Annotated in this window: 13 protein-coding genes; 8 read left to right on the top strand and 5 right to left on the bottom strand. The window is 58.9% G+C overall.

The window, feature by feature from the left end:
• Positions 1-73 precede the first annotated feature (73 nt).
• On the top strand, positions 74-1,378 hold the full coding sequence (bioA, locus tag HFD94_RS01340) for an adenosylmethionine--8-amino-7-oxononanoate transaminase (protein WP_167432715.1): 1,305 nt from the start codon (positions 74-76) through the stop codon (positions 1,376-1,378).
• Between the two features lie 75 nt (positions 1,379-1,453).
• Complete coding sequence (locus HFD94_RS01345) at positions 1,454-1,930, top strand: kinase inhibitor (protein WP_167432716.1); 477 nt, start codon at positions 1,454-1,456, stop codon at positions 1,928-1,930.
• Between the two features lie 343 nt (positions 1,931-2,273).
• Here the strand turns inward: HFD94_RS01345 and pgl are convergent, their stop codons facing one another.
• Positions 2,274-3,275, bottom strand: a complete 1,002-nt coding sequence (gene pgl, locus HFD94_RS01350; protein ID WP_122889084.1) for a 6-phosphogluconolactonase — start codon at positions 3,273-3,275, stop codon at positions 2,274-2,276.
• Between the two features lie 155 nt (positions 3,276-3,430).
• Here pgl and HFD94_RS01355 point away from each other — a divergent pair, with 155 nt between their 5' ends.
• Positions 3,431-4,249 carry a pyridoxal phosphatase gene (locus HFD94_RS01355; protein ID WP_010260198.1) on the top strand — a complete coding sequence of 273 codons (819 nt, stop codon included), beginning with the start codon at positions 3,431-3,433 and terminating at the stop codon, positions 4,247-4,249.
• Here HFD94_RS01355 and modC read toward each other — a convergent pair whose 3' ends face one another.
• The 4 genes from modC to HFD94_RS01375 form a co-directional block, all read right to left on the bottom strand.
• Positions 4,250-5,308 carry a molybdenum ABC transporter ATP-binding protein ModC gene (gene modC, locus HFD94_RS01360; protein WP_122889085.1) on the bottom strand — a complete coding sequence of 353 codons (1,059 nt, stop codon included), beginning with the start codon at positions 5,306-5,308 and terminating at the stop codon, positions 4,250-4,252. It abuts the gene before it with no gap.
• Positions 5,308-5,997, bottom strand: coding sequence for a molybdate ABC transporter permease subunit (gene modB, locus HFD94_RS01365; protein WP_010260189.1), 690 nt, complete (start codon positions 5,995-5,997; stop codon positions 5,308-5,310). The genes modC and modB overlap by 1 nt, the downstream gene beginning before the upstream one ends.
• Positions 5,994-6,767, bottom strand: a complete 774-nt coding sequence (gene modA / locus HFD94_RS01370) for a molybdate ABC transporter substrate-binding protein (RefSeq protein WP_031293050.1) — start codon at positions 6,765-6,767, stop codon at positions 5,994-5,996. Before modA ends, modB begins: the two co-directional genes overlap by 4 nt.
• Before the next feature lie 144 nt (positions 6,768-6,911).
• Positions 6,912-7,067, bottom strand: coding sequence for an AcrZ family multidrug efflux pump-associated protein (locus HFD94_RS01375; RefSeq protein WP_010260183.1), 156 nt, complete (start codon positions 7,065-7,067; stop codon positions 6,912-6,914).
• A gap of 136 nt (positions 7,068-7,203) precedes the next feature.
• On the opposite strand from HFD94_RS01375, the gene modE reads away from it, so the two are divergent.
• The 5 genes from modE (at position 7,204) to galM (ending at position 12,985) form a co-directional block, all read left to right on the top strand.
• The gene (gene modE / locus HFD94_RS01380) at positions 7,204-7,986 is read left to right on the top strand and encodes a molybdenum-dependent transcriptional regulator (protein WP_052270815.1); all 783 of its coding nucleotides are present in this window, start codon (positions 7,204-7,206) and stop codon (positions 7,984-7,986) included.
• Positions 7,987-8,055: 69 nt separating this feature from the next.
• The gene (gene modF / locus HFD94_RS01385) at positions 8,056-9,528 is read left to right on the top strand and encodes a molybdate ABC transporter ATP-binding protein ModF (RefSeq protein WP_033771169.1); all 1,473 of its coding nucleotides are present in this window, start codon (positions 8,056-8,058) and stop codon (positions 9,526-9,528) included.
• 237 nt (positions 9,529-9,765) lie between these two features.
• The gene (gene galT / locus HFD94_RS01390; protein ID WP_010669661.1) at positions 9,766-10,812 is read left to right on the top strand and encodes a galactose-1-phosphate uridylyltransferase; all 1,047 of its coding nucleotides are present in this window, start codon (positions 9,766-9,768) and stop codon (positions 10,810-10,812) included.
• Complete coding sequence (galK, locus tag HFD94_RS01395; protein ID WP_122889086.1) at positions 10,809-11,957, top strand: galactokinase; 1,149 nt, start codon at positions 10,809-10,811, stop codon at positions 11,955-11,957. The genes galT and galK overlap by 4 nt, the downstream gene beginning before the upstream one ends.
• Positions 11,951-12,985, top strand: coding sequence for a galactose-1-epimerase (galM, locus tag HFD94_RS01400; RefSeq protein WP_010669659.1), 1,035 nt, complete (start codon positions 11,951-11,953; stop codon positions 12,983-12,985). Before galK ends, galM begins: the two co-directional genes overlap by 7 nt.
• Positions 12,986-13,011: the final 26 nt, after the last annotated feature.

Genomic DNA, 13,011 nt, shown 5'->3' on the forward strand with positions numbered 1-13,011 from the left:
AAAGGGTGTCATCCCGACGAAAAGCAGGGTTATACTTGTAAACTATATTTTTTTATTTTGGTTTACAACCCCGATGACTATCCCCGTTTTCTCCTCAGACGATGCCCGCTTTGACCGCCAGCATATCTGGCATCCCTACACCTCTATGCAGGATCCGCTGCCCTGCTACCCGGTGGTCGCCGCACAGGGTTTTCAGCTGCAACTGGCCGATGGCCGTGAGCTGGTGGATGGGATGTCCTCGTGGTGGGCGGCGATCCACGGTTACAACCATCCGCGCCTGAACCGGGCACTCACAGAGCAGGTCACCCAGATGTCGCACGTGATGTTTGGCGGCATTACCCATCCGGCGGCGGTGGCGCTCTGCCGTCAGCTGGTGGCGATGACGCCTGAGGCGCTGGAGTGCGTCTTCCTGGCCGACTCAGGCTCGGTGGCGGTGGAAGTGTCGATGAAGATGGCGCTGCAGTACTGGCTGGGGCGTGGCGAGACGCGCCAGCAGTTCCTGACGCTGAAACGCGGCTATCACGGCGATACCTTTGCAGCGATGTCGGTGTGCGACCCCGAGAACTCGATGCACAGCCTGTGGCGCGGCTATCTGCCCGAGCATCACTTTGCGGCGGCCCCGGCCTGCGGCTTTGATGATGAATGGCACCAGCCTGATTTCGATGATTTCGCCAGCCTGATAGAACAGCATCACCGGCAACTGGCAGCGGTGATTCTGGAGCCGATTGTGCAGGGTGCGGGCGGCATGCGTTTCTACCATCCGCGCTATCTGCAGCAGGTACGGGAAGCCTGTGATCGCTATGGCGTGCTGTTGATTGCGGATGAGATCGCCACCGGGTTTGGCCGTACCGGCAAACTTTTTGCCTGCGAGCATGCGGGCATTACCCCGGATATTCTCTGCGTCGGCAAAGCGCTGACCGGCGGCATGATGACGCTGGCGGCGACCCTGACCAGCCGCGAGGTCGCGGACACCATCAGCCGCAGCGCGGCGGGCTGCTTTATGCATGGCCCGACCTTTATGGGCAATCCGCTGGCCTGTGCGGTAGCGGCGGAGAGCCTGACCATGCTGGCGGAAGGTCACTGGCAGCGCCAGGTGGCGGCGATCGAACAGCAGTTACGGGCTGAGCTGCTGCCGCTGCGCAGTTCACCGCAGGTGGCCGATGTGCGCGTGCTGGGCGCGATTGGCGTAGTGGAAACCCATCAGGCGGTTAATATGGCGGCGCTGCAGCAGTTCTTTGTTGAACAGGGCGTCTGGATCCGGCCTTTTGGCCGGCTGATCTACCTGATGCCACCCTACATCATCACGCCGCAGGCGCTGAGCAGGCTGGTGCAGGCGATTGGCGGCGCGCTGGAGCATTCTCAACATTTTGCCGCCTGAAGCGGGCTGACCGCTGGCACTGACGGCACTTTTGGTTATGATGACAGGCTATTCATCGACAATTAAGGAGATGTGATGCGCGTTTTTAGTCAGGATTTTAATGACGGCGAGAAGATGCCTGAAAAACATGTTTTCAACGGCATGGGTTATCAGGGCGAGAATATCTCTCCCCATCTTGCCTGGGAAGCGGCGCCGGAAGGCACCAAAAGTTTTGTGGTGACCTGCTACGATCCTGATGCCCCGACCGGTTCCGGCTGGTGGCACTGGGTGGTGGCGAATATTCGGGCCAGCACGACGTCACTGCCGCAGGGTGCCGGTTCCGGCAAAGCGTCACTGCCAGCAGGCGCAATCCAGACCCGTACCGATTTCGGTCAGGCGGGTTACGGTGGCGCGGCGCCGCCACAGGGCGAAACCCATCGCTACATTTTCACCGTGCATGCGCTGGATGTGGAGACGATTGAAGTAAATGAAGGCGCCAGTGGCGCAATGGTCGGCTTTAATGTGCATTTCCACGCACTGGCGAGCGCCTCGCTGACCGTGAATTATCAGTAATTCAGCACGCCAGACTACTGGCAAACCCAAGGCTGGGTGACCTGGCAGCAACGTATTAGCTCAAAACGCAGGGAACGGCGTCAGAAGAGGAAAGCGTCCCACGCCCAGGGACAAAAACGCCGGGAGCGTTTTTGAACAACGCAAAGCGTTGGCCCGGCTACGGGCGCACCTCAGGGATGAGGTGCGTAATCGCGGGGGCAGAGCGTGCCATGGATGGCGGTTTTTGCGTCTTTTCGATCTGACGCCGTTCCCTGTGTCTGCTCGATCTCACAGCTGGGCTGTGGCAGACTTCGTCAACTATCTCATACCTCTCCCTGACAGGAGAGGCGTTTTTCGTAGCGGGTTACGCCTGTAACTGATGAATCACAACCCACATCGGGCCCTGCCCCACCGCATAACGTCCCAGCGGCTTTAACAGCCCTTTCGGTTCGGTAATCGCATAAACTTCGATGTGATGAGATTTCTGTCCCGCCGCCACCAGATAGCGTCCGCTGTGGTCGATATTAAATCCGCGCGGCTGCGTTTCCGTCGGCTGGAACCCTTCCAGGGTCAGCTCATCGCCCAGGTCGCTGACGCTGAAGACTGCCAGCGTGCTGCTGGTGCGATCGCAGGCATAGAGGAAACGGCCATCCGGCGTCAGATGAATATCGGCTGCCCAGCGCGTACCGCTGAAGTCAGGCGGCATCATATCCAGCGTCTGCACGCTTTCTGCTTCGCCTTCGCCCGTATTTAATGCCCAGACCTCAACCGTGCTGTCGAGCTCGTTCACGCAGTAAGCGTACTGACCGCCCGGATGGAACTGCATATGTCGCGGGCCAGCGCCTTCTACCGTCGTGACCTGCGTCTGTTTACGCGGCGTCAGATGACCATCTTCGCCCAGCGTAAACAAACAGATACGGTCCTGCTTCAGAGCCGGCACGTAGAGCGTCTTGTTGTCATTATCGATGTTGGCCGAGTGACAACCATCCAGTCCGCTGATCACCTGCAGCGGGGCCTGCGGAATGCCGTCATCGCCAATCGGGCTGACGCTGACGCAGGCATCATTGTAGGAGCCGCAGAACAGGAACCTGCCCTGGCGATCGGTGGAAATGTGAGTCGGACTGCCGGGCAACGGCGCCTGACCCGCTTCGGTCAGCGTGCCATCGGCGGCAATGCGAAACGCCAGCACGCGGAAATTGGGACGCACACCGACATAGAGAAAATCGCGGTTCGGACTCACCACCATCGGCTGAACCTGGCCGGCGACATCGGTCACCTGAAGCAACGTCAGCCCGCCCTCATCATTCATCTGCCAGACGTGGATCTGCTGGCTCTCGGGACTGGCGGTGTAGACAACTTGTTTCATGCATTCTCCTTTTTTGCTGCCTGATCATGATCTGTGAATCACTGTAGCCTGTTTTATTGCCCTACGCTGGGATCATTTGTGCCCTGTTTTTTGTCTCCGGGCCGTGGTGAGGTGTAGACTTCAGCCCCTGCAAACCAGGAAAAACGAGAGGATTAATGAACTACCGTGTAATTGCCCTCGACCTCGACGGCACGCTGCTGACCCCAGCCAAAACGATTCTGCCGCAGTCAATCGAAGCGCTAAATCAGGCACGCCAGGCGGGCGTTCATGTCGCTATCGTGACCGGACGCCATCACTGCGCTATCCACCCTTTTTATCAGGCGTTACAGCTGGATACACCCGCAATCTGCTGTAATGGCACCTATTTGTATGATTACCAGGCGAAAAAGGTGCTGGCGTCCGATCCCCTCGACCCGCAGCTGGCGTTGCAGGTGATTGAGATGCTGAATCAGCAACAGATTCACGGGTTGCTCTACGTGGATGATGCGATGCTCTATCAGACCCCGACCGGCCACGTGATGCGCACCCTGAAGTGGGCCGAATCGCTGCCGGCCCACCAGCGTCCACTGTTCCGCCAGGTGCCCGACCTGGCACAGGCGGCACGCGACGCCGGTTCGATCTGGAAGTTTGCCCTGTCGCACAACAACATCCCGGAACTGCAGCAGTTCGCCACCAGGGTGGAAGCGGAACTGGGGCTGGCCTGCGAATGGTCGTGGCACGATCAAGTGGATATCGCCAAAGGCGGTAACAGCAAAGGCAAACGACTGGCGCAGTGGGTTGAATCACTGGGGCTGAGTATGTCCGATGTGATCGCGTTCGGTGATAACTATAACGATCTCAGCATGCTGGAAACGGCCGGACTGGGCGTGGCGATGGGCAATGCCGATGAGGCGATTAAAGCGCGGGCGAAAATGGTCATCGGCACCAACCTTGAAACCGGTATTGCCGATACCCTCTATCAGTACGTGTTGTAATCAGGGCGTCACCGAGACGCTTTTGATCTGGGCATAAAGCCACTGATCCGGCCGGATGCCCAGCTCATCCCGCGCCCACGGCGTGATGCGCGCCCAGAGTTCGCTAATGCCGATGCGCAGCTTCACCTCAACCTGGTCCCCGACCTCCAGCAATTCCACCACCTGTGCCGGTAAAATGTTGCGGATAGAGCTGTGTTGCGGCGGTTGCAACGCCAGCGAGACATCGGCCGAGGCAATGCGAATACGCAGCGGGGTTTTAACCGGCTGATTCACCCGGCTGACCCAGATGTGCTGATCGCCCAGCGACAGCGCGGTCATCGGATAGTCGGGATGCTGCTCCAGCACCTGCACCCGCAGCACGCTGGTCAGTTCACTCACTGGCAGCCAGGGCCGCATCGCGCTGCTGCTCCAGACCCGCTCCAGCGGACCAAAGGCTTTGACCTTGCCCGCATCCAGCACCAGCACGTTATCAGCCAGCTGCAGGATCTCCTCCAGACTGTGCGAAACGTAGAGCATCGGAATATCGACCTGCTTCGCCAGCTTTTGCAGATAGGGCATCAGTTCACGTTTGCGTGGCAGATCCAGTGACGCCAGCGGCTCATCCAGCAGCAGCATATCCGGTGCGGTCAGCAGCGCACGGCCAATCGCGACCCGCTGCTTTTCCCCGCCCGACAGCGACAGCGGAAAGCGCGGCAGCAGCGTCTCCAGACCCAGCAGAGAGACCAGACTGTCGAACTGCGCTTTCATCTTAGGTGCCATACCATATTGCAGGTTGCCTCGGACCCGATAGTGCGGGAACAGCCGCGCATCCTGGAACACATAACCGATACGCCGTTTTTCCGGCGGCAGCGCAATCTTCTGCTCCGCATCAAACAGCAGACGATCGTGCAGCTGGATCCGTCCCCGCTGCGGCTGGGTCAGTCCGCTGATCGCGTTGATCAGGGAGGTTTTTCCGGCGCCTGACACGCCGAAAATAGCGGTGATCCCTTTGGCCGGGATCTGCAGGTCGACCTCCAGCACGTGATCGCCCTGCTGCTGCATAACGTTGAGTGATAGCATCAGTTTCCCATCCGCTTACGGCCTGCACGTGCCAGCCATTCCGACGCCAGCAGTGACGCCAGCGCCAGCACGATCGCGATGACGCAGAGCCGTGCCGCCGCCCCTTCCGCACCCGGTGTCTCTATCAGGGTAAACATCGCCAGCGGCAGCGTCCGCGTCTCGCCGGGAATATTAGAAACAAAGGTGATGGTGGCGCCGAACTCACCCAGCGATCGGGCAAACGCCAGTACCGTACCGACGATGACGCCAGGCAAGGTCAGCGGGAGCGTAATGGTGAAAAAGACCCGCCAGCGTCCGGCGCCCAGCGTGCGCGCCGCCTGCTCCAGCCGGCTATCCACCGCCTCCAGCGCCAGCCGGATGGCGCGCACCATCAATGGAAAAGCGATCACGGCAGAGGCCAGTGCGGCACCGCGCCAGCTAAAAGCAAAGCTGAAGCCAAACCAGTCATAAAGCTTTTCGCCTATGATGCCGCGCCGCCCAAGGCTAATCAGCAGCAGATAACCCACCACCACCGGCGGCAGCACCAGCGGCAGGTGGATCAGGCTGTCGAGCAGCGCTTTACCAGGAAAACGGCAGCGCACCAGAATCCAGGCCATCAGGATGCCAAACGGCAGACTGCCTATCACGGCTATGCCAGAGACTTTAAGGCTAAGCAGTACCGCCTGCCATTCGGGATCGCTGAGTATCATTTCGTCGGTGTGAATCCGTAATGTTTAAAGATAGCCGCGGCCTGAGGCCCTTTCAGATAATCATAAAACGCTTTAACGGCAGCGTTGTCGTGATCGTTCACGATCGCCATCGGATATTCTACGGGTTTATGGCTGGTTGCCGGAAAATGCCCGACGACCTGCACTTTGTCGCTGGCGACCGCGTCGGACCCGTAGACAATGCCATAGGGCGTTTCATTACGCTCCACCAGCGCCAGTGCTGCCCGCACATTATTGGCTGGCGCTAACGAAGGCGCAACGCCTTCCCAGGCACCCAGCTTTTGCAGCGCCTCTTTGGCGTAGATGCCCGCAGGAACGTGGTCCGGATCGCCGACTGCCAGACGCTCACCGTGCAGCAAGGTTTTCCAGTCAGTCTGCGGGTCCAGCGTCACCGCTTTCGCGGCGGCACTGCGTGGCGCAATCAATACCAGATCGTTGCCCAGCAGGGTATAGCGGCTGCTGGTAATCACACTTTTTTTCGCCACCGCATCATCCATCCACTGCTGATCGGCAGAGATAAAGAGATCGGCAGGAGCCCCCTGCTCAATCTGGCGCGCCAGCGTTGATGAGGAGGCAAACGAAGAGACCACCGTCACCCCCTTTTCCTGCTTGTAACGGCTGGCAATATCCTGCATCGCGTTGGTCAGTGAAGCCGCGGCAAACACAGTAATGTTGTCGGCGGCCACAGCCTGTCCGGCCAGCGAAACGGTGATCAGGGCCGCGACGCCCCAGCGATAGTGTTTAAATGACATGATTTTCTCCGGCTATTCGTTGTGTAGCGGATAATATAGCGCAATGTCAGTGAGGTTCAGTAAATTATCGGCAGGGGCAACAAAAGGTTAAATCAGAAGAGGTAAAAACGACCACGCCCGCGCAGATGGCGGGCGTGGCAGCAATTAATTGTGCGAACGGGCTGAGGATTTTTCGCGATGACCAATTTTAGAGATGACGTTAAACACTTCACCCAGGCCATAAATCATGCCCAGCATCAGCGCCATCACGACAGGCACCATCAGTATGGCAACGGCGAGGCTTTTAAGTAATTCCAGCATGGAGAGTCTCACTCTGCTAACAAAAAACAGATTGTAACGGGTCAGCAAAATTTTGCGCAGCCCTTTTCGTGCTTTTACTTTGGTCACAAAACGCCGCTATCATCGGCCTTCGCCTTAACCCTTTGCCGGAGCTGTCATGGAAGCCGAACTGTCCCTTCATATCCGTTTACAACAGAAACTGTTTGCCGATCCGCGACGTATTGAGCTGCTGAAACGCGTACAGCAGACCGGGTCGATCAGTCAGGGGGCGAAGCTGGCCGGTATCAGCTACAAAAGTGCCTGGGATGCGATTAATGAGATGAACCAGATGGCGGATGAAACGCTGGTGGAGCGGGCCACCGGTGGCAAAGGCGGCGGCGGTGCAACGCTGACCCGCTACGGTGAACGCCTGATTCAGCTGTTCCAGCTGATGGAGCAGATCCAGCAGAAAGCCTTTGATGCGCTGCAGCAGGATACGTTACCGCTCGACAGTCTGCTGGCGGCCATCGCCCGTTTCTCGCTGCAGACCAGCGCCCGTAACCAGCTGTTTGGCACCGTCGTCAGTAACGATGCGCAGCAGGTGGTCCAGCATCTGCTGATTCAACTGGCCGATGGCGTCACGCAGCTTAATGTGGCGCTGACCCAGCGCAGCGCCGATCGCCTGCAACTGGCCGCAGGTAAAGAGGTGCTGGTGCTGATCAAGGCGCCGTGGATCCGCATCAGTCGTGACGCCGCACAGGATGACAATCAGCTGGCAGCGACGGTCAGTGCCATCGAACCCGGCGAGCAGATGAGTGAAGTGCTGATGAAGCTCCCCAGCGGCGAAACCCTGTGCGCGACCCTGAGCAACGATCAGCTGCAGCAACTGACGCTGCAGCCCGGCGACGCCGTGATCGCCAGTTTCAATGCCGAACACGCCATCGTCGCCACCCTGCTCTAGCGGTTGATTTGACTTCATTAAGGGCAATGGTTACAACTCAGTGACACGATGCAAAAAATGGAACAGATCATGGCTTCATTGCACATTTCGCAAGGCACGTTTCGTCTTAGCGATACCCGGATACTGAGTCTGAATCAGGTGGAACTGCAGCGCGGCGAAAGCTGGGCGTTTGTCGGAGCTAACGGCAGCGGCAAATCATCACTGGCGCGCGCACTCTCTGGTGAACTTCCGCCGCTGGCCGGTTCAGTCAGCAGCGATTTCAGACGGCCGGTCCGGCTGTCGCTGGAGCAGCTACAAACCCTGGTGGCGCAGGAGTGGCAGCGCAACAACACCGATATGCTCAGCGAAGGTGAAGAGGATACCGGGCTGACCGTGGCAGAGGTGATTCAGGCGGAGGTGCAGCAGCCCGAGCGCTGCGAGCAGCTGGCACAGCAGTTCGGCATCGAAGCGCTGCTTTCACGCCGCTTCAAATATCTCTCTACCGGCGAAACCCGCAAAACCCTGCTCTGTCAGGCATTGATGAACCAGCCAGATTTGCTGATTCTGGATGAGCCGTTTGACGGGCTGGATGTGGCGTCGCGCGCCAGCCTGACCGACACGCTGCGCGGCCTGCAGCAACCGACATTTACCCTGGTGCTGGTGCTCAATCGCTTTGACGATATTCCCGATTTCATTCAGCAGGTTGGCGTGCTGGCGGAGTGCACCCTCACCCACAGCGGGCCACGCCAGGCCATTTTAACGGAAGCGCTGGTGGCGCAGCTGGCACACAGTGAACAGCTGATGGGAATGGCGTTACCTGAGGCGGATGCGCCGGATCAGCTGCCATCGCTGGCGGATGATGCGCCGCGCGTTATCCTGCGCAACGGCACCGTCTCATACAACGATAAGCCAGTAATTCAGGGGCTGAACTGGCAGGTCAACGCCGGCGAGCACTGGCAGATTACCGGCCCGAACGGCGCCGGAAAATCGACCCTGCTCAGCCTGGTGACCGGCGATCATCCTCAGGGCTACAGCAATGATTTAACCCTGTTTGGCCGCCGTCGCGGCAGTGGTGAAACCATCTGGGATATCAAGCAGCATATTGGCTATGTCAGCAGCAGCCTGCATCTCGATTACCGCGTCAGCACCAATGTGCGCACGGTGATCCTGTCGGGCTTCTTCGACTCCATTGGTCTCTATCAGGCGGCTTCTGACCGGCAAAAAGCGCTGGCGCAGCAGTGGCTGGCACTGCTGGGGATGGATAACGGACAGGCCGATGCGCCGTTCCACTCGCTCTCATGGGGACAGCAGCGGCTGGTGCTGATTGCCCGCGCGCTGGTTAAGCATCCGACGCTGCTGATACTGGATGAGCCACTACAGGGTCTCGACCCGATTAACCGCCAGCTGGTGCGGCGCTTTGTCGATGTGCTGATTGGCGAGGGACGGACTCAGCTGCTGTTTGTTTCGCATCACGCGGAAGATGCGCCCGCCTGCATTACACATCGCCTGAGCTTTATCGCCCATGACGGCGGCTATCACTTTCAGCAGGAAACCCTGCACTAAGGCTCATGTAACGCTTCACCCCACGCCGCTGCTGCGGCGTTTTAAAGCGCTCTTGTGTAAGCGCTACCATTCCACATCACCTTTCACGCCATATATCCGCGCACATTGCCACGAAATAAGAATATTCAGCTTGTGTAAACGATACCATTTATCCAGACTTGATCACGCTTTCGGGCGCGCTGATGTGCTACTTTTTACCGATGCCTCTTTGGCTTTTGACGCTTACCAGGATCTAACATGGAAAAATTCAACCCGGTCGATCACCCGCATCGCCGTTACAATCCACTGATTGATCAATGGATTTTAGTTTCACCTCATCGGGCCAAACGTCCGTGGCAAGGCGCGCAGGAAACCCCGGCGGTCAATACGTTACCGGCGCACGATCCGGACTGCTTCCTGTGTGCCGGAAACACCCGCATCACCGGCGACAAAAACCCGGACTATGCGGGCACCTACGTATTTACCAATGACTTTGCTGCGCTGATGACCGACACGCCAGACGCGCCCGAGAGCGACGATATCCTGATGCGTTGTGAAAGCGCACGCGGCACCAGTCGGGTCATCTGCTTCTCGCCCGATCACAGCAAAACCCTGCCGGAGATGTCGCTGAACGCGCTGGAAGAGGTGGTGCGTACCTGGCAGGCAGAGACCGCCGATCTGGGTCAGCACTATCCCTGGGTGCAGGTGTTTGAGAACAAAGGCGCGGCGATGGGCTGCTCCAACCCGCATCCCCATGGTCAGATCTGGGCCAACAGCTTCCTGCCGAATGAAGCGCAGCGTGAAGATGATCATCAGCGCGACTATTTCGCTAAACATGGCTCGCCGATGCTGGTCGACTATCTGGCACGTGAACAGCAGGATGGCAGCCGCACCGTGGTGGAAACCGATCACTGGCTGGCGGTGGTGCCGTGGTGGGCCGCCTGGCCGTTTGAAACCCTGCTGCTGCCGAAAGCGCACGTCAAACGAATTACCGACCTCAATGAGGCGCAGCGTACCGACCTGGCGCTGGCGCTTAAGCTGCTGACCAGCCGCTACGACAACCTGTTCCAGTGCTCATTCCCCTACTCCATGGGCTGGCACGGCGCGCCGTTTAACGGCGAAGCCAACGATCACTGGCAGTTGCATGCTCACTTCTATCCGCCGCTGCTGCGCTCAGCAACGGTGCGTAAATTTATGGTTGGCTATGAAATGCTGGCCGAAACCCAACGCGATTTAACGGCGGAACAGGCGGCGGAACGTCTGCGTTCTGTCAGCGACGTTCACTTCCGTGAGGCACAACAATGAGCTTAAAAACCATCATGCAGCAGCTTTTCTCTGACACCTTCGGTTACGCCGCTACGCATACCATTCAGGCACCGGGCCGGGTTAACCTGATTGGCGAGCATACCGACTATAACGACGGCTTCGTGCTGCCGTGCGCCATCGATTACCAGACGGTGATTGCCTGTGCCCGCCGTGACGATCGCCAGATTCGGGTGGTCGCTGCGGATTATGAGAATGCGCAGGACACATTCTCGCTGGATGAAGAGATCGTCAGCCTGCAGGAACCGATGTGGGCCAACTATGTGCGCGGCGTGGTGAAACATCTGCAGCAGCGTCATGCCGATTTCGGCGGTATCGATATGGTGATCAGCGGCAACGTGCCTCAGGGCGCGGGCCTCAGCTCATCTGCGTCGCTGGAAGTGGCGGTCGGCACCGTGGTGCAGCAGCTCTATAATCTGCCGCTGGATGGCGCCGCCATTGCCGTGAATGGTCAGGAAGCGGAAAACCAGTTCGTCGGCTGTAACTGCGGCATCATGGACCAGCTGATCTCAGCGCTGGGCCGGAAAGATCACGCCATGCTGCTCGACTGCCGCACGCTGGGCACGCGTCCGGTGTCGATGCCGGAAGATATCGCGGTGGTGATCATCAACTCCAACTTCCGTCGTACCCTGGTTGGCAGCGAATACAACACGCGTCGTGAGCAGTGTGAAGCGGGCGCGCGTTTCTTCAATAAGAAGGCGCTGCGTGACGTTGAACTGGCCGAGTTTGAAGCGGCACAGGCGCAGCTCGACCCGCAGGTGGCAAAACGCGTGCGTCATGTCCTGACCGAGAACGCCCGTACCCTGGAAGCAGCCGATGCGCTGACGCAGGGCGACCTGACCCGTATGGGCCAGCTGATGGCCGAATCTCACGCCTCGATGCGTGACGACTTCGAGATCACCGTGCCACCGATCGATACCCTGGTAGAGATCGTGAAAGCGCAGATCGGTGAGCGCGGCGGCGTGCGTATGACCGGCGGCGGCTTTGGTGGCTGTATCGTCGCGCTGATGCCACTGGATCTGGTCGATCAGGTCAAAGCCGCCGTAGCGGAGCAGTATGAAGCTGCGACCGGCATCAAAGAGACCTTCTACGTCTGCAAAGCCTCTGAAGGAGCCGGCCAATGCTGAACGACGTCAACTCCCATGCGCCCGACGGTCAGCCGTGGCGCATAACGGTGCTGCGCAATGCCAACGGCATGCTGGCAACCTTTATGGACTGGGGCGCAACCTGGCTCTCCGCCCGCGTGCCGATGCAGGATGGCACGGTGCGTGAAGCCCTGCTCGGTTGCGCCACGCCCTCTGACTATCTGCATCAGGATGCCTATCTGGGCGCGACGGTCGGCCGCTACGCTAACCGCATCGCCGGGGCAAAACTGAATAAACTGAACCGCCAGCTGGTGCCGAACCAGGGCGCACATCAGCTGCATGGCGGACCGGAAGGCTTTGATAAGCGCCGCTGGCAGATTGTCAGCCAGTCTGACAGCGAGGTGCACTACCGCATTGATTCGCCCGATGGCGATCAGGGCTATCCCGGCAATCTGATTGCCGATCTGCGCTATCAGCTGGATGACCAGAACTGCCTGAGCATAAGCTATGAAGCGCGCTGCGATCAGCCCTGCCCGGTCAATCTGACTAACCACGCCTACTTTAACCTTGATGCGCATCATGGCGACGCCCGCCAGCATCGCTTACAACTGCACGCCGACCATTATCTGCCGGTCGACAGCGAAGGCATCCCGAATGCGCCGCTGAAAGAGGTTGCCGGAACCAGTTTTGATTTCCGCGAGGCCAAAGTCGTGGCACAGGAGTTTCTGGCAGACGACGACCAGCGAGCGGTGAAGGGCTATGACCATGCGTTTCTGCTCAACAGCGCAGGCGACGACACTCAGCCTGCGGCAGAACTCTGGTCGGAAGATGGCAGACTGCAGCTCAGCGTGACCACTTCGGCACCGGCGTTGCAGTTCTACTCCGGCAACTACCTGGCAGGCACCCGTGCCCGTGAGCAGGCGAGCTATACTGCTTTTCAGGGTATTGCGCTGGAGAGCGAATTTTTACCGGATTCGCCTAATCATGCTGAATGGCCTCAGCCTGATTGCTGGCTGCAGCCGGGAGATCGCTGGGAATCCGTGACGCGTTATCGCTTCACGCCACGCTGAGCCTCCGGCTGAAAAACGCGCAGTGC

This window comes from Pantoea sp. EKM20T, from assembly GCF_011800485.1.
GTDB classification, from domain to species: Bacteria; Pseudomonadota; Gammaproteobacteria; order Enterobacterales; family Enterobacteriaceae; genus Pantoea; species Pantoea agglomerans.